The sequence below is a fragment of the Microbacterium sp. NPDC090225 genome (genome assembly GCF_044772365.1).
In the GTDB taxonomy this organism is placed as follows: Bacteria; Actinomycetota; Actinomycetes; order Actinomycetales; family Microbacteriaceae; genus Microbacterium.
The window spans coordinates 1,387,044-1,406,966 of the sequence record NZ_JBIVYS010000001.1 but is presented as its reverse complement, the minus strand read 5'-3'; the positions used below and the strand labels follow the sequence as shown (position 1 = coordinate 1,406,966).

Sequence of the window (19,923 nt, the reverse complement as noted above, 5' to 3'; positions counted from 1 at the left end):
GAGCCTCCAGCCTGACTGTCCGTCGCAGGAGTATGCGGAGCAGTTCGCCCGCGACCTCAGCTGGACGGACCGACCGTTTGAGCCTACTCGCGAGAGCCTCATCGCCTCACAGACATCGAAGGCTCTCCACGTTGGTACCTACGAAGCCGCTATCGAGAACATGCTCCGACGCGTGGATGACCAGGACGACGGGACCTCCAAGTTCTACCTCTACCGGGTCGCTCTGCGTCTCGACTCAACTCTCGTCAACTCCGAGTTCCGTTACGAGAACCACGAAGACGCCGCTGATATCAGCGTTTACGAACTCGACCTCCGGAAGCTCTCGGCAGTGCGGTATCGCAACGCCCACGAAGCTATCGGGTCATTGTCGCTGGCGATCCGGCCGCGTTCAATCGCAGCCGTTCAGGGCATCGCCATCCCGCTGCAGGATCTCTCGGCGAACATCGACGTCAGCGCCATCGCGGCTGCGCTTGAGGAGACGAAGAAGACCGTTCGGAGCACGCCGACTCAGTGGCGCGCCTCGGTCTGAATCTTCGGGAGGTCAATCCGACGGCGCTGGGACTGCGCCCGGACCGGGGCGGGGCGGCGAAGAAGCACAAGGCGACAAAGCATCGGTACTACGCCCAACTGCGAGAGCTGGAGAAGGTCCTAACGGACCAGTGCCTGCCGAACGTCGGGGCGCTCGTTCGACGTAACTTCGTCGACGCCATCACGCAGCTCCGGACAGATGACGTCGACGCGTTCGTCGCGCAATATCGGCTCCACGCCACACTGCTCGCGCGTCCGGATCTCGTCCGCGACCGGCTCGTGACAACGCCGTGGCGCGTTGTCACGAGCGCCGCGTAGCGCGCGCGGTGCACACTGCGTCGACGCGGGCTACGCGAGGTCAGCAGCGATCTGCAAGTCCTCGCGCACGTCGCGCGGCTCCTCGTCCAGCGGCATGTTCGCGGCATCACTGGCGCCGTTGATCCCATCGTCGGGGCTGAGCGCTGCGAACAGAGGCTCGAGATCGATCTGAGCGGGTCCCTCCTCGGCCACCAGCTCGAAGGTCTTTCCCGTAGCGGCCGGCGAGGTCAGCGATGCGACGAGGACCTCGGCGAGCTGAGCCCGGGAGATGACCCCGTCCGCGGGGCTGCCGGCCCAGCGGGTGTCGCCTTGGAGAAAGTGCAGTTCGTGCTGGCTGGGCGAGTTGTAGTCGAACCAGGACGGACGGACGATGGTGTACGGGTGGCCGCTGGCCCGCACGAGGCGCTCGGAGCGACGCTTCCAGTCGTGGTAGCCGCCGGCGCGGTTGGTGACGCCGATGGCGGTCATGAGCGCGATCCGGACGCGGCGCTTCCCGATGGCCATGAGGATGTTGAGGACTCCGCCGTAGTCCACGTCCCGAACGAGGGGGCTTTGGTATGCGGCCCCGTGGGTGAACACCACCGCGTCGATGTCGGCCACGGCTGCGGTCAAGGTGGAGGCATCGGTGAGGTCGCCGGTGACAGCGACAGCACCAGCCGGAACGTTCGCGTTGCTGCGACGCGTGAGAACGCGGACATGGTGACCCGCAGCGGCTGCTCGGGCTGCGGCGAGGCGCCCGATGCTGCCGGTCCCTCCGACGAACAGGATGGTGAGTGACTCGGTCATGACTGGTTTCCTTCGTTGCTGGCTTGTTCTCTGATGTCGGCGAGTGCCGCCATGAACCCTTCCGAGCATCCGCTCGAGCCGGCCAGACGGTCGACACTCACGGTGCTCAGGGGCTGTCCGATGACGGCGTCGGGAAGCGCCTCCGCGAAGCGCTGCTGGTACTGCAGCGATGTGGGGTTCTTCGCAGGAGTGGTGATGTCGACGGAGACGACGATGCCGTCTTCGATGCCGAGGGTGACGTCATGGTGGGACGGCTGAGATCCGTACCACCCGACCGCGCCGTAGACGCCGTCAGCGTATGAGGTTGCCGGTGCGGTCTGCCCTGGCGTGGGTGTCTGCGTCGCGGTTGCGGCGGGTGTCGGTTGTTCGGCCGCGGCGCATCCAGCGACGCTCGCTCCTGACGCTGCGAGCAGCATCGCCGCAGCTGCTAGGCGCCGTTCAGCCATCCGCCCGCCGGCGAGCGGTCGGGGTGAGCTCGTGCGCCCCGTAGCTGTTGTCGTCCGGGTTGACGGTGACGCCGGGGGCGACGAGCTCGTCGATTCGGTCGAGGATCTCGGTCGAGAGGGTGATGTCCGCGGCGGGAAGGTACGACTCGAGCTGCTCCATCGTGCGCGGACCGACGATGGCGGAGGTGACGCCGGGGTGGGCGATGGCGAACGCAATGGACATCTCGATGAGTGTCATGTCATTGGCTTCTGCGAGGAGGGCGAGCTCCTCGACGATGTCGAGCTTGCGCTGATTGGCGGGGGAGGACATATCGAACCGCGCGGACGGGCGCGCCGACGAGGTCGGAGCGGCTGCGGCATCCTTCCTCCACTTTCCCGACAGCCATCCTCCCGAGAGTGGGCTGTACGTGAGTGTCCCCATGCCGTGCCGCTGCGTCGTGGGCAGCACGTCTTCCTCGATGCCGCGGACGAGGATGGAGTAGGGCGGCTGCTCGGTGACGAACCGTTCGAGGTGCCGGTCTCGGGCGGCCCACTGGGCCTCGACGATCTGGGATCCGGAGAACGACGACGAGCCGATGTAGCGCACCTTGCCCTGGTGCACGAGGTCCGAGAGCGCGCCGAGCGTCTCTTCGATGTCGGTGTCGGGACTGGGGCGGTGCACTTGGTAGAGGTCGATGTAGTCGGTGTCGAGACGACGGAGCGAGTTCTCCACCTCTCGGATTATCCATCGACGCGATCCGCCACGGTGGTTGAGGTCGTCGTCCATGGGCATGAAGAACTTCGTCGCGAGGAAGACGTCGTCGCGTCGTCCGGCGAGGGCCTTGCCCGTGATCTCTTCCGAGACCCCAGCGGAGTACACGTCGGCGGTGTCGACGAAGTTGATGCCCGCGTCGAGTGCGGTGTGGATGATGCGGATGCTGTCGTCGACGTCCTGGTTGCCCCAGGGGCCGAACATCATCGTGCCCAGGCAGAGCGGGCTCACCTTCACGCCGGTGCGGCCGAGAGCGCGGTAGTCCATGATGGTTTCCTTCTTTTCGCGGGTTGCGGGGTCAGGCTTCGTCGATGACGACATCGAAGAACGCGTCGCGGGGCTGGTCAGGGTCCGGACCGCCGCGCACGCCGGTGTCGAGAGCGTCGATCCGGGCGAGCTCATCGGTGGAGAGCTCGAAGTCGAACACGTCGAAGTTCTCGGCAATGCGCGTCGGGTTGGTGGACTTCGGGATCACGGAGCGGCCCTGCTGGACGCCCCAGCGGAGCATGACCTGTGCCGGGCTCTTCCCGTGCGTCTGTGCGAGCTCGGCGATGGTCGGGTCATCCAGCACGCTGCGCTTGCCATCGCCCCAGCCGGGGTAGAACGTGATGCCACCGATGGGCGACCACGCCTGGGTGAGGATGCCGTGCGCGGCATCCGCCTTCTGCACGTCCTGCTGAGTGAAGTAGGGATGCAGCTCCACCTGGTTCACCGCGGGGATGACGTCCGTGTCCTGCAGGAGTCGCTCGAGATGGTGCGGCATGAAGTTGCTCACGCCGATGGCGCGCACGCGGCCATCGGCGAGCAGGGCTTCCAGGGCCTTGTACGCCGCGATGGTCTTCTCGAAACGGGTCGGCACGGGCTGGTGCAGGATCAGCAGGTCGAGCGTGTCCACGCCGAGCTTGCCGGTTGACTTCTCAAACGCATGCAGCGTCTCGTCGTACCCGTAGTCCGACACCCAGACCTTGGTTTCGAGAAAGACATCGGCGCGGTCGACTCCGGAGCGGCGAAGGCCCTCGCCGACCTCACGCTCGTTGCGGTACGCCGCCGCCGTGTCGATGTGGCGGTAGCCGATCCGCAGCGCTTCGGCGACGGCCGCAGCGGTCTCTTCCGGGGCGCTCTGGAAGACGCCGAGCCCGATGGCCGGCAGGGCGACGCCGTTGTTGAGGGTGAGATCGGTCATGACTGATTCTCCTGTTCCGTGTCCTGACGTTCGGCGAAAACCCGTTTGGCGACGGTGACGGCGCTCATCGCGCGAGGCCAGCCGGCGTAGAAGGCCAGGTGGACGATGACCTCGGTGAGTTCCGCCTGAGTGAGTCCGTTCTGCTGCGCGATGCGGAGGTGACCGACGAGCTGTTCGATGGAGCCGTTGGCGATGAGCGTCGCTACGGTGATGAGGCTGCGGTCGCGAGGCGACAGGTCGCGTCGCTCCCAGACATCTCCGAAGAGGACGTTGTCGGTCAGATCGACGAGCTTGGGTGAGAAGCCACCGATAGCGCGTTGTGCCGGGGTGAGGTTGTCGGTCATCGCTGTTCCTTTCGGACGTCGTGGGCGGTTACGGGCGGACGAGAACTTTCAGGGCTTCGCGGTCGGCCATGGCCTGGTAGCCGGCGGGGACGCCGTCGAGATCGACGGTGCGGTCGAATACGCGGCCGGGGTTGATGGTGCCGTCGAGCACCAGCGGGAGCAGCGTCGGGATGTAGGCGCGGGCTGGCGCCACACCGCCGGTGAGGGTGATGTTGCTCATGAACTCTGGGAAGCCAAGGGGGACCTCAGAGAACTGAGGAGCGCCGACACGGCTGACTACGCCGCCTGCGCGGACGACGGCGAATGCGGTCTCGAGTGCGGGCTTGAGGCCGACGGCTTCGAGGACGATGTGGGTGCCGTCGCCTCCGGTGAGCTCGCGCACACGCGCGATGCCCTCGTCACCGCGTTCTGCGACGACGTCGGTGGCTCCGAACTCCACGCCGAGGTCTGTGCGTGACTTGTGGCGACCCATCAGGATGATCTGTGATGCGCCGAGAATCTTCGCGGACAGCACGGCGGACAGACCGACCGCGCCGTCACCGATGACCGTGACGGTCGATCCTTCCTTCACGCCGCCGGCGACGGCGGCGTGGTAGCCGGTGGACATGACATCGGACAGGGCGAGGAGGGAGGGAATGAGTGCGTCGTCGAAGCCGGCGGGGACGACGACGAGGGTGCCATCGGCGAGCGGGACGCGCACACGCTCGCCCTGTCCGCCATCATCCTGGCCGCCCCAGTGGGCGCCGTGTCGGCAGGAGGTCTGCAGACCTTCGAGGCAGAAGTCGCAGGTGCCGTCCGAGGCGACGAACGGGGCGATGACGAAGTCGCCGACTGCGATGTCCTTCACGTCGCTGCCGATCTCCTCGACGACGCCGACGAATTCGTGACCCATGCGGTTGCCGTGCTCGGAGTGGTCCATCGACGCGAAGGGCCAGAGGTCGGATCCGCAGATGCATCCGGCGACGACTCGCACGATGGCGTCGGTCGCGTCCTTGACGAGCGGGTCCGGGACGGTGTCGATGCGGACGTCTCCGGCTCCGTACATGACTGCTGCACGCATTGTGTTGCTCCTTGTTGTTCGAACCGTGGGTGGGTTCGAGGTTGGTGGTGTGTTGAAGTGGTAGTTCTATCCCAGTCCGGGAGGGGAGTGCGAGGAAGGTTCTGTTGGTACCTCCCTCATAGCCGGTCTTGGCGGATGTCAGATCCCTGTTGACTCGACCTGGACTGGGGCCTGGCTCGCCGTACGCGCATCCGCGGTCGCTGCGGGTGCGATGAGAGCGAGAACGGCGACGAGCGACGCGAGGAGGAACACGCTCGCGGTCGTGAGAGCCGCGGACGCCTCCGCTGTGATGGCCAGGGCTTGGTCGGCGCTGGTCCCGGCCGCTGCGGCACCAACAGCGACGAGGACACCGAGTCCGAGCGACGACCCGACCTGGTGGAAGGTGTTCACGATGCCTGAGGCTGCTCCGGCGTCGCGGGCGGTGGCTCCGCTGATTCCGAAGTTGGTCATCGGGGCGAAGGCGAAGCCTTGGCCGGCACCGATGAGAAGCATGGGCAGGGCAACCGCTGTGAGGTAGTCGCTGTCGACGGAGATGCGGCTGAGCCAGACCATTCCCGCGAACGTCAGAGTCGCACCGACGATGAGTGTGAGTGTGTCGCCGAACCTGCGAGTGATGCGAGGTATGAGCATCGCGACGGCGAAGTTCACCAGCGTCATCGGCAGGAATGCCAGTCCCGCCTGCAGCGGCGTGAATCCGAGCGCTTCCTGCAGGAACTGGCTGGTGAAGAAGAAGAACCCAATCATCGCCCCGAGATACAGCAGGCGGGTCACGTACGCGCCGGTGCGGATGCGGCTCGCGAACAGGCGCAGCGGCATGATGGGCTGCGTCGCGCGCGCCTCGGCGAACACGAACGCGGTGAGGACGACGGCCGCGAGGATGAAGCCGACGATGGTCTGGATAGTTCCCCATCCGAACTCTGCGGCATAGAGGATCGCGAACACGAGGGACCCGACGCCGACGGTCGAGGTGATGGCTCCCGCGATGTCGAACCGTCCGGGAAGCTTCGGGGTGTGTGGAAGGAACTTCGGCGCGAGGAGGATCATCGCCAAGCCGATGGGGACGTTGATGAAGAACCCCGCGCGCCAGGAGAACCAGGATGCGGCGGCGCCGCCGACGACGAGACCGAGGCTGGCACCGATACCCGCGGTTGCGGAATACCAGGCGACTGCTCGCGTGCGTTCCTCGCCTTCGAAGCTGACGGTTATGAGTGACAGTGCGGACGGGGCGACGATGGCCGCTCCGACACCTTGCAGCGCACGAGCCGAGATGATCCACCAGCCCGCAGGTGAGAGAGCGATGAGAAGCGACGCGACGGCGAAGACCACGAGACCGAAGATGAACACCGGCTTGCGTCCCAGGAGGTCGCCGGCGCGAGCGCCCAGCAGCAACAGGCCGCCGAAGACCAGGGTGTAGGCATCCTGCACCCACGCGAGCTCTGCGGATGAGAGGTTGAGGTCGGCCTGGAGGCTTGGCAGCGCGGTGAAGATCACCGAGTTGTCTAGCAGGATCATGAAGTAGCTCACCAGGACGATGGTGAGAATCGCGCCCTTGTGGAGCGGCGCCGTGCGAGTGGTGTCTGTCATGGGATTTCCTTCCGACATCAATGCCACCACCGAACGGTGGACTGTGACAGGGGCCGGTGTCCCAGGTACTGGCAGACCCTCCCACCAGGTGCGTGCTCGGCGTAACGTCAAGGCCATGGATCACCGCAGCGAAGTTCGCGAGTTCCTCTCCACCCGCAGAGACCGCATCACCCCCGACCAGGCCGGACTCCCCGCCTACGGGGGAAACCGGCGTGTACCTGGACTGCGACGTGAAGAAGTCGCGCTCATGGCAGGCGTCAGCGTCGACTACTACACCCGCCTTGAACGTGGCGACCTCTCGGGCGTCTCGGACAGCGTGCTCGACGCCCTAGCGCGCGCCCTCCACCTCGACGACGCGGAGACGGCCCATCTTTTCGACCTGGCCCGCACCGCCAACGCGTCCCCAGTGTCGCGAAAGCCGCGGAAGCGCGCCAACGAGATCCGGCCCAGCATCCAACGACTGCTCGATGCCATCACCGATGCACCCGCGATGATTCGCAACAACTACTTCGACTACGTCGCGTCGAACCAGTTGGGTCGAGCGCTCTACTCGCCCGTGTTTGCCGATCCCGCCCCGAACAGCGCACGCTTCGCGTTCCTTAACCCCGCTGCTCCTGACTTCTACGTGGAGTGGGAGAAGAACACGCAGGAGCTCGTTGCCACGATGCGCGGAGAAGCCGGCCGAAACCCCTACGACAAGCGTCTGTCGGATCTCGTCGGCGAGCTCTCTACTCGCTCGGAACGGTTCCGCACACTCTGGGCGGCACACAACGTCCGATATCACCGCACGGGCGTGAAGAAGCTCCATCACCCCATCGTGGGAGACCTCGAACTCACTTACGAAGCATTCGAGCTACCAGCGGACCCCGGCCTCACCCTGTCTACATACACGGCGGAACCCGGCAGTGCGTCCGCCGACGCATTGCGCATGCTGGGCAGCTGGGCCACCACACAGGATTCGCCCTCTCCCTCGACCTCGAAGATCTGATCTTGACGATGTTGAACACCGATAGCCGGCGTGCAGCCACTGCTCTGCCGTCGAATGCGGGATCAGAGGTGCTTCACACACCGCGCGTCCTCGCGTTCCACTTCCATCATCAGTTCGTTGTTCGACTCTTCATTGAGAAAGCATCATGACCGCCAGTGACCGCGACGCGCGAGGACAGGTCCTCGCAGCGTTCCATGACATGTGCGAAGCGATGGTGGACGCGGACACGTCTGCGCTGACGTCGCTCCTGAGCTCCCACTACACGCTCACGCACATGACAGGATACGTCCAGCCACGTACGGAGTGGTTCGAGGAGATAGAACGCGGGAGCATGACCTACCACGCGGTCACAGACGTTTCCGTGGACGTCGAGGTGAACGGTGACATCGCGACTCTGGATGCTCGCACGCACACGGATGCGACGATCTGGGGAAGTCACGCCCGCTGGCGTCTTCGCCTGGAAACGGCCTATGTGCGGTCCAATTTCGGCTGGGTCGCCGAGCACACGGTCGCCTCTACTTGGTGATTCCGTCCGCGCTAGTGCCGAGGGCGCGTCACCTCATGGATGTTGACGATGAGCCGGAGGGTCCTCAGGTTTGGGCACAGCCGCCTTACGAGCTCCACGCCCACGCGTCGTGTCTCGCCTCGAGGAGCACGTCCTCTAAGCGTCCTGCGAGCAGCATCTCGATGACGTTTGGCACCTCTGCGTGCTACCTACCTCGTTCGAGGTCGCTGTCCGCTGGGACAAGAGTGCCATGATGTCAACTCGCTACGCCTGCGCCGCCATCCGGCGGGCGCAGTGCACGGGGCCTCTAGTTGACGCTGATGATGTCGTGCGTGGCACTTCTCACGATGTCGGCTAGGTCGCGAAGTCCTCCGCTTCGAACACGGAATCGAGCATCGCGATGCTGTGGATCTGTACTGCCGGCAGCGACACAACATGCGGTTTGCCGCTAGCGCTTTCGGATTGCAGAACTGATATCTCGCGTCTGGTCGTGAGCCCGACGACTCGCTGCGTGATCCATCGGTGCGTAGTCTCGGGTGATTTCCGCTCCACCACATTTCTTGGATTGGAACCGAACTCGGACTTCTCGGCGATCCTCAATTGATGGGTGCTCCTCGCGGTCAGACCTAATCGCTGCCGGAACGCGGGGTGTTAGGTCTCGACCGCCTGGCCGAAGGAGGTGCGTGCCTCGGTGGCGATGATTGGTTCGGACGTGGGCTTCCGCCCTCGAATTGCACGGTGGAGGAGCGCTAGCGCAACGGCTATCGGATAGTTCTCTCTCGAGATCCGGGTGAGACGGGCCGGCGATGGCGCGGAGCGGATGCTTGCACCTGTGTCATACGCGGACTAAAGTCCGCGTATGACACGCCGCTCTTCCGGAACATTCCGCTCGCTCGCCTCAGGTGTATGTCGTTGCGTTCGAGATCCACGAATCCACCAGAGCCGCACCAAGCAGTCGTCGCAGGTGCCCGATGTCCTCAAGCTGCATGACCGTCTGCCCGTTCAGCATCCGCTGCACTCTCGGATACGGCATGTCCAGCCTCTCCGCGAGTGCGGTAATCGTGCGGATTTCCGAGGTCGGCAGGAACTCCTCCAGGACGCCGTAAGCCACCTGATGCTGCAGCTGAGCGGCATCGAGTTGAGCTACTTCCTTCTGCGACCAGGTGGAGTCCGGCTTTCGCCACTCGGCGCGCTGGCGACGCCCGAAATCGCGCGGTGGGAGCACGAAGGAACGGGGGAGGTAACGCGGATTGGACACGTCTAACAGCCTATATGTACGCGCTAAAAGATAAGTTCTTACGAAAAAGATGACAACTGCCAAGAAAGATGCTTTACTCGCTGAAGTTGATCCAAACGGAGGACAAGATGAGCAAGCTCAAAGGTTCGATTGCCCGCGGAGGGGATGGCGTGGAACGCATCGCCTGGTACGGGGCGAAGGAACGTCCGCAGCACACGCGCGTGTCCAACGTTCAGCGTCTGTACGAGATGGCGCCCACCAGAAGGGCGCGGAAAGCTCCGAAGTACACAGGGCAGCTCAGCTACCAAGGGCACTACTGGTTCGCGGGAGTCCAGCAGCTGATCTGGCACGAGTCGATGCTTGAGCACACCGGGCTCATGTTGATCGACCATCTCAGGGAAGTCCGCTCTGTTACTGCGCAACCGTTTCTCATCCAGTTCGCGGACGGCACCACTCACGTCCCGGACTACCTCGTCCTTGGCCGCGACGGAACACGCAGCATCTTCGACATGCACCTCAGAGCTCTCACATCAGAAGCTGACGAGCGTGCGTTCGCGGCGACGGAGCGAGTGTGTGACTCGCTCGGCTGGGAACACATCGTGATGGACCAGTTGGCAGACGTAACTGCATGGAACCTCGAAATGCTGGCGCGCTACCGGCATCCGATGTTCGAACCGGACGTGGACGTGCAAGACAAAATCCTGGCGCTGGCGCGCGAGACCCGGAGGTTCGGAGACCTGCGTCGAGCTCTGGCGACCGACAAGCCGGGGGAGCTTATACCAGCGATCACGCATCTGATGTGGCGTCGAGAGCTCGTCTTCGATATTGAGAAGCCCTTCACCGATCTCACTCTCATCACCGCGATCTGAACGACCTGAACAGGAGAACACCATGAAGAAGCCACGCACCATCAAGATCGGCCAGACCATCCAGCTCACGTCCGGACCCCGAATCGTCACGGGGTACGGCAAAGGCGTGTTCCGCCTTCGAGACGACGCCACCGGTGACATCGAGCTCATGCACTATCGAGAGCTCTCACGCCAGCTCCTCCCGGGGGAGTCTGTAGAGACGGAAGAAGCCCCGTCCCCGACCCTCGCTGAGACCATGGAGCATCTGAGCAACGAGGCTCGATTCCTCGCCCCGCACATGCAGGAACTCATTGACGGAACGCCTGCCGTCGGCACCGAGCCGCGACCTGAGTATGACGATTCCCTCCCTATGAGCCGGCGCCTGGCGAGCAAGGTCAGCGAGCTTAAGGCGCTCGGTATCGAGAAGATGTCAGAGCCGACGCTGAAAAGGCGTCTCGCGCGGTACCGCCAACTCGGCATGGCTGGTCTGACCGACCTTCGGACGGTCAGACCCACGAACCCGCTCTCGCGCGTCGACAAGATCATCCGAGAGACCATCGGCGAGCTGCTCGACGACTACGTCGGTCACTCCACCATCACGTATACAAAGGTCCGCGCAGACCTGCGGAGAGTCCTCCGCGAGCGCTTTCCGAACGCTGAGGAGCGACCAGCGCTGCCGTCGCTGTCCACCGTGATGCGTATCGTCAAGAGCGACTCCGGCGACCAGAACCCGACCAGAGCCGCGGCTCGACGCCAGACAGACGACCTCGTCCCCAAGCGATCCTTCAAACCTCGAGGAGCAGCCGCTCCAGGAGACGAATGCCAGGTCGACACAACGATGTTCGACGCGTTGGTCCGGATGCCCGATGGACGCATCGAACGCCCGCATCTCACGGTCCTCATCGACAAGAAGACCCGCAGCATCATCTCCCACGCATTCACCGTCGGAGCCCCGAGCGGGTACGACCATGCACTGCTGCTCGCAAACGCGTTGGTTCCGCGCCGCCTGCGTTCCTGGAGCAACAACTACGACCTGCACGGCCTGGAAGAGATGCCCTGGGCTGCCCACCTAGACGACCATCAGCGTGCGGCCTTCGATACCCATCGGCCGTACATCTTCCCGCGCCGGATCCTGATTGACAACGGCCAGGATTACAAATCGCTCGTCTTCCGCGCGGCTTGCGAGCGGTACGGCATCAGCATCACGGAAGCGCCCCCGCAGAGCCCCACCACGAAAGGCCATGTCGAGCGGATCTTCGGAACGATCTCCACGAAGTTCGCCCAGTTCCTGCCCGGATACGTCGGTGGGAGTGTCGCAACTCGGGGACAGAATGCCGTTCGAGCGAACGTGATGAATCTGCGTGACGTCGACGAGCTGTTCGACCGCTGGGTAGCGATTGTGTGGCAGAACCGCGAGCACGCAGGGCTCAAGGACTACGACGATCCTGCCTTCCTCCACACACCGAACACGATGTACATGGCATCCCTCGAACTGACCGGCCACTTCACAGTTGCCCTGGAGGAAGACGACTTCATCGCCCTCATGCCGTCAGAGCGTCGAGCTGTCCAAACGGACGGCATCAGCTTCCACAGCCGCACCTACGACAGCCCGCACCTGCTGCCTTACCGTCGACTGCGCAACATCGACGGATCGCCAGCTCATGTCGTCGTCCACTACGACCCGACCGACAAGAACCAGGTCTGGGTCCGAGGAAAGGACAACAGGTGGATCACCTGCGCGTGGACTGCCCTCCCCGGGATGCGACGTCCTCTCGACAGTGAACTCATGCGTCGGGCCGCCGACTTCTCTCAGAAAACGACCAAGTTCGACGACGAGACGTCAGACGAGCTCGTGACCGAGCTCCGCGATGCCGTTGCGAGCGAAGCGACGGATCGAGAGGCCGAAGTGAAGCGACAGCAACGCTCTGATCGGCTCGCCGTTCGGCGCGCGGCGAAGCGCGCCGAACGGGCGGCCGAGATCGACGACGACGATGACGACGACTTCATTCTTGAAGCCGGCTGATCAGCACGCGCAAACACAAGGAACGAGGACATCATGACCATCTTCACGGCTGCGGTAACTGACGACGGCCACTTCGACCGAGCGAAGACACTGATCAGGCTGCTCGAGAGTTATGTGCCATCGACCCCTGAAAAGGTGTCTGCCGAGACGTTCAGTGGCTGGAACGCAGCTGAGCAGGAACGCTTCAACGAGCAGAAAACCGCGCGGATTGCTGGCGGTATCGTGCTCATCACCGACGAGATCAAAGACCTGAATCTCGAAATCCGACGAGCTGAGAGGTTCGCCGCGCGCGACATCGGGCGCACCGGGGTCATCGTCAATGGCCCGCCCACGGTTGGAAAGACGACGGCCGCCTTCAACGCGATGGTCGCAGCGTTCCAACGGCACGCAGACCGATACCCGAACTGGAAGCGCGACAAGCACATCCCCGTCGTCTACGTGGAGGTCCCTCCCGGTTCCACCGCCAAAGGGATCATGGGGCGTTTCCTGCGGTTCTTCGGAGTCTCCTTCATCGAAAAGATGACGCTGGAAGAGCGGACGCGTCTTGTCACCAAGCACCTTCAGCGTGCTCGCCCTTCCCTCATCGTCATCGACGAGATGCAGAACCTCTCACGAGTCAACAACGGCGCCTTCGAATCCGCGCAAGCGATTAAGAACCTCCTCAACGCTGTCAAGAGTGTGCCGCTCTACGTCGGCTTCAACCTCGACCGGCTGCTCTCGCATGACGACCTGGGCAGACAGTTCGCGGCTCGTTCGACGGTCGTGAACCTGGAGCCCCTGAAGTCACGAACGACCCAAGGAAAGAAGATGTGGAGAGCGCTCATCCGGGGCTTCGAAGCGCAGTTCGCGCTCTTCAGCCACCCCGCCGGAACGCTGATCCCGCACGCCGACTATCTGTGGCAGCGAACGAACGGATCAATCGCGGCGCTATCCCGGCTGCTCACGGTGGCCGCACTCGAACTCATCGACGCGCCGCCAGAGAAACAGATCATCACTGTCCAATTGCTGAAAACCATCAAACTCGATCTCATCACCGAGCAAGGTGATGACAACCCCACGCTGGATCGTGAGCGCCGTGCTGCCTGATCTCGAAGCGCTACCTGTCCGCGTTCGCCCTGCGCCGCACGAAACCATCGACAGCTACGCCGACCGGCTGAGGGAAGAGAACTTCCTGCCCGTGAGGCGCTGGCGTAACGGACTACGCAGCGCACAAAGTGCGGGGACTGACACGGTCGCCAGCCTTGAGTCCGCCGTCGAGACCCTCGGCGAGCTTCGAGGCGGACACTTCGCAGCCGAGCGAATCTCACTTCCAGCTCACGAGGACGGCGTTACCTGCGCCAAGTGCACGACTGGTCTTGAGCTGCGATTCGGGTGCACGCGATGCACCGGAGGAGCTACCGCCCGACAGTCGGCGCACGACGGTAGTCGCGTGTGCCGAAAGCATCGTCGATGGATCGGGCCGGGAACGCCGGCTGACGAGCAGTACCAGGTCGGGGCAGAGGCCATCCGGGATGACGATGCGTATCGGAGGCTCCGGCGGGATGGCGTACTCGATGCGCACCGCCTCGCCGAGCTACTCGGCTCCATTGACTACTGGTGCCGTGCCGAAGTGGACGCGCAGATCGATCCCGCAACGAAGTTCGGCTACGCGATCTCTTTTGCCAAGCGCGTGCTCGCACCCCTGAAGAGCGGGCGACTGTGGGCGAGGACTGAAGTACCGTCTGAGCGCTATTCCGTGCTGGCTGAGATCGTCTTCTCGGTGGCTGGTGCTGCTTGCATCACCCTCGTCGACGCAATCTGGACCATGATTCGGACGGCGGAACATCAGGCCGACGACGATGCGCACCGCATCATCGTCCATCCCACTGCACAAAGCACCACAAGCCCGGATGACCTTGAGCCAATGCGGTCGTCCGCGTACCCGCAAGTGCGGCACAGACACCTCATCCAGTTCGTCAGCTCCGCCGAACCGGGCACACGCTTCGATCTCGCTCGGCTCTCATTCAAGGAACACGACTACGTCTGCGCATTGGGGCATCGATTCTCCACTTCCACCCGGACGATCTCTGGATACAGGGCGTCTGATGGCTGCAAATTTTGCGCACGACGCGCGCCGCTCGCCGGGTTCAACACACTCGCGGATACTCACCCTCACCTCGCGGCCGAGTGGCACCCCGTTCGCAACAAGGACCTTCGACCGGAGCACGTCCTGTCTGGTTCCTCGTGGACTGTGCACTGGCTATGCCCCAGCGGGCATTCCTACCCAAAGACCGTGGTTGAACGAACACGTGGAGTGAACTGCGGCGTCTGCGCGAACTACCTCGTCGATCCCCACACAAACTCTTTGGCTGTGACGCACCCGGAACTTGCCTCCCAGTGGCATCCCACCAAGAATGGTGAAACCACCCCCATGATGATCACGGCGGGCAGTAACGACGAGTACTGGTGGCTGTGTGCTGATGGCCACGATTTCTCGCTTCGCCCCATCATCCGGAAGCGCGGAAAGGGCTGTACCGTCTGCAACGGGCGGGCGCTCCATCGCACTACAACCCTGAAGGCCACCCACCCCGCGGTCGCAGCGCTCTGGCACCCGTCGCTGAACGGAGACATCGGGCCCGACGACATCGGTGCCGGATCGGGGAAACGAACCTACTGGTTGTGCGAACGGGGCCACGTCTCGCATCGGGTCGTGCGAAGCGTGGTCGGTCGGCCGACATGCGAAGAATGCGTGGATCGAGTCGATGATCCGGCCGAGTCAATGAGCGTCACCCATCCCCATCTCGCTGCCGAGTTCCACCCGACGCGAAACGGGTCGATCACGCCGGAGAAGATTCTGGCCGGCACGCGACTGAAGCTGTGGTGGCGGTGCGCGCGCGGCCATGAATGGCCAGCGACGGGAAAGAAGCGCGTAACTGGAGCCGGCCGTTGTCTGGTGTGCGCGAACCGCCGGGTAGTTCCCGGAGAGAACGACATGGCAACCACTCACCCTGCACTTGCGCAAGAGCTCCATCCTTCGAAGAATCACGGACTCTCGGCAACGAGCATCGTCGCGGGTACCAACAAGAAGCTCTGGTGGCGATGCGCGAAAGGGCACGAATGGCCGGCGACGGGCAACGCGCGGGTGGGGGGACGCGGCTGCCGGGAATGCGTCCACAAGTGCGTCAGTGGACTGAATGACCTGTCGACGACTCACCCCGCTATCGCGCGCCACTGGGATGGCAATCGAAACGGGAACCTCCTCCCGAGTGCAGTGCTGGCTACGACTGAAAGGAAGCGCTGGTGGATGTGCGAGCGAAGCCATGCGGCGTACGAGTCAGCAAAGGTCCGGGTTGAGCGCGGTGGGTGCGCGGAGTGCTAGGTCAGAAGTGTCGCCGAGGCTCCGCGCTGCCGGCGACTTCTACCTGCCAGCGGAGGCTCGGGTGCCGCGGGGCGATGGCTAGGATTGAGCTCCGCTTGCAGCAGCGGCTTGTGGAAGGAATGCTTCACAGAAGTGATGAGCAGCCAACAGATGGGAGCCTTGAGTGTGGATTACCGGGGACGTTGAGATCCCACAGCCGGTCGTCGACGCTCACGCCAACGGTGACCTGGTTTTCTTCGTCGGCGCCGGAGCATCCATGGGTCCGCCATCGCGTCAACCCTCGTTCAAGGGCCTAGCCGAGGCCATGGCGGAGGAAGCGGGAGAACCGTTCTCGAACGACGGCGGGCTCGATTTCTTCCTCGGTTCGCTTCCCGACGGGTTCGACACTCGACGGCACGTGCGCGACAAGATCCTTAGCGGTCCGCCGAAGTTCAGCCCGACCCACACTGCCATCGCCCAGTTGGCGGCGACGAGTGGAAGGTTCCAGGTCGTCACCACCAACTTCGACCTGCACCTTGAGAACGCCGCGAATGCGGCTGGTGTCAGCCCCGCAGACGTCTGGCACAGCCCCGCGCTACCTATCGGTTCGAACTATGCCGGCCTCGTGTACTTGCATGGGTCTGTACGTCGTCCGCCTGAGGAGCTGATTGTCACGGATCGTGACTTCGGACGCGCCTACCTCACTGAGGCGTGGGCCACGCGGTTCCTGTTGCCGATGTTCGACAACCGCACGGTGGTTTTCGTCGGCTACAGCCATGAGGACACCATCATGCGGTACCTAGCCCTCGGGCTCCCATCCAACACCCGCCGATATGCGTTCACCAGCGATGGGGACGATCCGAAGTGGGAGCACCTTGAGATCACCCCCATTCCGTACACGCTCCGCGGAAAACACGACCACGGCAATCTCGAGTACGCGCTGACCACGTGGGCCAATCGCGCCAAGATGGGAGCACTCGAGCACGATGCTCGCGTCAAAGAGATCATCGACGGCGAGTCCACAACCCTCCCGCTACCCGAGCGCGACTACCTCATCTCGCAAATCGAGACCGAGGAAGGAGCGCGCCGATTCGCAGCGAGCGCGACAGAGCATCGCTGGTTGCGTTGGCTAGAAGGCACGGACGTCTTCAAGGGTCTCTTCAATGGTGCAGCGGTTTCCGACCCGAGCGCCGTGCTCGCGCGGTGGTACGCAACGTTCATTGAGAACCCCGAGACGAGCGATCTCGCCCTCCACACGGTGCAGCGCCTCGGGCGGCGATTCTCAGACAATCTCCTCTTCTCTGTCGCCGTCGCGACTGAAGCGCTCTTCCGCATCGACCCCGACCGTGGCTCACGATGGCGCGTGCTCCTGATGACGTCAATCGAAGGCCGCACCGCGCCGGGGAATCCGGGCTCCGCTCTTCGCTTCGGGCGCGGGGGAATGTCCAACGAACGTGCTGTCGTCCGGTCCGTGCTGCGCCCATATCTGTCCCTGGAGCGAGGTTGGCTCCTTTATGACGATAAGAACAATCCGCCAAGCGCCAACCTCCAGTGGGCCGTGAGCCCGCGAGATCTGCATAAGATCGTGACCGAGCACGCGGAATCTACGGCTGGCGACGACACTCGAACCCTCAGCTTCTTCGAAGAGGCGCTCCACAGCGCCTACGACCTCATCGCGGCATACAACGGAGCGACAGAACACGCCAGCTTCCGTTTCAGCCGAAGCCGGATCGAGGAGCAGCCGCGGCATTCGAGGAACCACGTCGACGCAGTTATTGACGGTCTCCGTATTGTCGGCGAGCGTCTGATCCACGAGATGCCCGATTTGGCAGGTCGATGGTGGCAGTTCGAGCGCGTCCTGTTCCGCAGGCTGGCTCTTCATCTCATCGCCGAGGACACCAACCTCTCCGCCGACGACAAGATCGCGTGGCTGACGGCTCGTCAGGCCGTCTTCCTCGGCGGTCTGAAGCACGAAGTCTTCCGCATCCTCGCGGACACCGTAACTGCGGCAAGCGATGGGGCGCGGGAAGCGATCCTCGAAGAGATACGTCGCGGGCCGCAGTTCCCCGGTGGAATTGAAGACGCCGAGCGGCACATCGCGTACAGCAAGTTCAACGTCCTTGTCTGGCTCCTTCGTGCGGCACCCGACTGGGCGGAGGCGGCGGCCGATGTTGCCGCGATTCGAGCCGAGTTCGACTTCGCGGAGCGAGACGAACCTGACCAGGATTTCACGGTCAGCACCGGCACATGGGGCGGGGTCCTTCCCATGGAACCCGATGCGTTTATCGGCGCCGTCGCTGCCGACGGGGCAGAAGCCGCTCTGGGTTCCGTCGTCGCTCGCGACTACTCTGAGCGCAACTTCGATGAGCCCACCTGGGACGACGCCCTCGATCTGTTCCGCCGTGTGGCACGCGAAGACGCAGCATCCGGGCTTCAAGTCTTGCAGGTACTGGCGGCGCTCGACGATGAGAAGCGAGGAGAGATTCGGAACGCGACTATCTCCGGCTGGGCAGACGCAGTCGTGGACGAGGTCACACGGGTCAGCATTATCGACGCGATCTCTCAAGAAAGGACACTCGAAGGCTCTCCACGGCCAGTGGCGCAGTTCCTGCTCGGCCAGATCCGCCAGGTTGTAGACGATGGCGCATCGGCGTCCGCGGCCGGTCTGCGAAACCTCGCGCGAGACCTGCTCGCGAGGAACCAACACGACGAGAATGCGCTCCCCGCCGGCTACGACGGGCCGATGCTTGCGTTGAACTCCTGGCCGGGCGAGCTCGCAACATATTGGCTGGTCGAGATCGACCGGCGCTGGCGCAGCGACCGCGACGGCTGGGACGGCTTGAACGACGACGAAGAAGCCGCGCTCGGCACACTGCTCGCGCTGCCGACCTTCGCTCCAGCGACTGCGCCCGCCTTAGCCAGCCAACTCTTCTTCCTCTTCGCTGCCGACGAAGCATTCACCACAGAGAACGTCATCCCGCTCTTCATCGACTCGACCGCGATGGTGGGAGTCTGGAAGGCCTACCTCTACGGGGCTCGCGTCAACGACCGGATGCTGAAGAACGGAATGTTTGCCGCGTTGCTGAGCATGTGGGATCGGTTGTCGACTCTCGACGACGACGCGCTGGGTCGGCGTTTTCTCTCACTAGCCGCGTCCATCGCCTCGTACTCAGGGATCTCCGCGGCCGAGCGCAGACAGCTGTGTTTCAAGAGCGTCACGGCGGAAGGCGGCGCGCATGCGGCTCGCTTCGCCGAGGAGGTCGGCAGCGACCTGACTTCGGGTGCCGACGATGGAGAATCCGTCTGGGACACCTGGTTGCGAGATCATTTGGAGGATCGCCTCAACGGTGTGCCCCGCGAACCCGAGGGCGCGGAATTGGCTGCGTGGGCTGACGCTGTCCCCCTGCTCGGGGCGCGGGTTCCAGACGGGATCGCCCTATTCCTCGGTCGCGCACCGGGGCTGGGTCCGGAAAACGTCAATGTCGACATTCCCGCCGAGGCGCTCGACGCTTACGGATCGGGGCTTGTTGGATTCCTGGCGGAGCGGGTGACGAACAGCGAGCCGAACAACATGATGCTCGCGTACCAGCTCAACGACCTCATGGAAAGTTTGGCCGAAACACTCTCTCAAGCAGACCTCGAGCCGCTGCTGATGGCTGCCCGCGCGAAGGGCTATCTCCATCGCGAAGGTTGAGCGCAGCTAACACGATGGAGGCTCGATTTCCCAGGGGAATCGGGATCTCGCCTAGCCCTTGCGTTGCTGGCGCGCGGCTCTGGCAAGGTAAAGCAAACGGAGGAGCGCGAGATCCCCGCCCTGCGCATTGTCATGTGAGTGAACGTCCGCTCGCGCAGACCAGGTGGTCGTACACTCGGCGCGTAGAAAGAGTTTGGGAGATGCTCGCGTCCATCTCCCGTGGTCTTCGCAAGATCGGATCAACCGTTGCGACGAAAGTGCTGACGCGTCCTGGCCATGCACTGCACATTC

17 protein-coding genes are annotated in these 19,923 nt (G+C 63.7%); 9 read left to right on the top strand and 8 right to left on the bottom strand.

Annotation, left to right across the window (positions count from 1 at the left end):
* Positions 1-172 precede the first annotated feature (172 nt).
* Positions 173-529: a hypothetical protein gene (locus ACIQTT_RS06750; RefSeq protein WP_402787783.1), complete on the top strand. Its 357-nt coding sequence runs from the start codon at positions 173-175 to the stop codon at positions 527-529.
* The gene (locus ACIQTT_RS06745; RefSeq protein WP_402787780.1) at positions 511-846 is read left to right on the top strand and encodes a hypothetical protein; all 336 of its coding nucleotides are present in this window, start codon (positions 511-513) and stop codon (positions 844-846) included. The genes ACIQTT_RS06750 and ACIQTT_RS06745 overlap by 19 nt, the downstream gene beginning before the upstream one ends.
* 30 nt (positions 847-876) lie before the next feature.
* Here ACIQTT_RS06745 and ACIQTT_RS06740 read toward each other — a convergent pair whose 3' ends face one another.
* From ACIQTT_RS06740 to ACIQTT_RS06710, 7 genes are all read right to left on the bottom strand, one after another.
* Entirely contained in the window at positions 877-1,632 is a 756-nt protein-coding gene (locus ACIQTT_RS06740; protein ID WP_402787778.1) for an SDR family oxidoreductase, read from the bottom strand.
* Complete coding sequence (locus ACIQTT_RS06735; protein WP_402787775.1) at positions 1,629-2,048, bottom strand: hypothetical protein; 420 nt, start codon at positions 2,046-2,048, stop codon at positions 1,629-1,631. Before ACIQTT_RS06735 ends, ACIQTT_RS06740 begins: the two co-directional genes overlap by 4 nt.
* 22 nt (positions 2,049-2,070) lie before the next feature.
* The gene (locus tag ACIQTT_RS06730; protein ID WP_402787772.1) at positions 2,071-3,096 is read right to left on the bottom strand and encodes an aldo/keto reductase; all 1,026 of its coding nucleotides are present in this window, start codon (positions 3,094-3,096) and stop codon (positions 2,071-2,073) included.
* A 31-nt stretch (positions 3,097-3,127) separates the two neighbouring features.
* The gene (locus ACIQTT_RS06725) at positions 3,128-4,012 is read right to left on the bottom strand and encodes an aldo/keto reductase (RefSeq protein ID WP_402787769.1); all 885 of its coding nucleotides are present in this window, start codon (positions 4,010-4,012) and stop codon (positions 3,128-3,130) included.
* A complete protein-coding gene (locus tag ACIQTT_RS06720; protein WP_402787766.1) occupies positions 4,009-4,356 on the bottom strand; it encodes a carboxymuconolactone decarboxylase family protein in 348 nt (115 codons plus the stop codon). Before ACIQTT_RS06720 ends, ACIQTT_RS06725 begins: the two co-directional genes overlap by 4 nt.
* Positions 4,357-4,384: 28 nt before the next feature.
* Entirely contained in the window at positions 4,385-5,416 is a 1,032-nt protein-coding gene (locus ACIQTT_RS06715) for a zinc-binding dehydrogenase (protein ID WP_402787763.1), read from the bottom strand.
* 138 nt (positions 5,417-5,554) lie between these two features.
* Positions 5,555-7,000 carry an MFS transporter gene (locus ACIQTT_RS06710; protein WP_402787760.1) on the bottom strand — a complete coding sequence of 482 codons (1,446 nt, stop codon included), beginning with the start codon at positions 6,998-7,000 and terminating at the stop codon, positions 5,555-5,557.
* A 115-nt stretch (positions 7,001-7,115) separates the two neighbouring features.
* On the opposite strand from ACIQTT_RS06710, the gene ACIQTT_RS06705 reads away from it, so the two are divergent.
* The gene (locus ACIQTT_RS06705; protein ID WP_402787757.1) at positions 7,116-7,988 is read left to right on the top strand and encodes a helix-turn-helix transcriptional regulator; all 873 of its coding nucleotides are present in this window, start codon (positions 7,116-7,118) and stop codon (positions 7,986-7,988) included.
* Between the two features lie 145 nt (positions 7,989-8,133).
* The gene (locus tag ACIQTT_RS06700; RefSeq protein ID WP_402787754.1) at positions 8,134-8,514 is read left to right on the top strand and encodes a nuclear transport factor 2 family protein; all 381 of its coding nucleotides are present in this window, start codon (positions 8,134-8,136) and stop codon (positions 8,512-8,514) included.
* An 877-nt stretch (positions 8,515-9,391) separates the two neighbouring features.
* Here the strand turns inward: ACIQTT_RS06700 and ACIQTT_RS06695 are convergent.
* The gene (locus tag ACIQTT_RS06695; protein WP_402787751.1) at positions 9,392-9,751 is read right to left on the bottom strand and encodes a hypothetical protein; all 360 of its coding nucleotides are present in this window, start codon (positions 9,749-9,751) and stop codon (positions 9,392-9,394) included.
* 107 nt (positions 9,752-9,858) lie between these two features.
* Here ACIQTT_RS06695 and ACIQTT_RS06690 point away from each other — a divergent pair, with 107 nt between their 5' ends.
* The 5 genes from ACIQTT_RS06690 (at position 9,859) to ACIQTT_RS06670 (ending at position 19,632) form a co-directional block, all read left to right on the top strand.
* Positions 9,859-10,599: a TnsA-like heteromeric transposase endonuclease subunit gene (locus ACIQTT_RS06690; RefSeq protein WP_402787748.1), complete on the top strand. Its 741-nt coding sequence runs from the start codon at positions 9,859-9,861 to the stop codon at positions 10,597-10,599.
* A gap of 22 nt (positions 10,600-10,621) precedes the next feature.
* Entirely contained in the window at positions 10,622-12,601 is a 1,980-nt protein-coding gene (locus ACIQTT_RS06685; protein ID WP_402787745.1) for a Mu transposase C-terminal domain-containing protein, read from the top strand.
* Positions 12,602-12,634: 33 nt separating this feature from the next.
* Complete coding sequence (locus ACIQTT_RS06680) at positions 12,635-13,687, top strand: TniB family NTP-binding protein (protein ID WP_402787742.1); 1,053 nt, start codon at positions 12,635-12,637, stop codon at positions 13,685-13,687.
* Positions 13,668-15,959, top strand: a complete 2,292-nt coding sequence (locus ACIQTT_RS06675) for a zinc-ribbon domain-containing protein (RefSeq protein WP_402787739.1) — start codon at positions 13,668-13,670, stop codon at positions 15,957-15,959. The genes ACIQTT_RS06680 and ACIQTT_RS06675 overlap by 20 nt, the downstream gene beginning before the upstream one ends.
* A 304-nt stretch (positions 15,960-16,263) precedes the next feature.
* The gene (locus ACIQTT_RS06670) at positions 16,264-19,632 is read left to right on the top strand and encodes an SIR2 family protein (RefSeq protein ID WP_402787736.1); all 3,369 of its coding nucleotides are present in this window, start codon (positions 16,264-16,266) and stop codon (positions 19,630-19,632) included.
* Positions 19,633-19,923 lie beyond the last annotated feature (291 nt).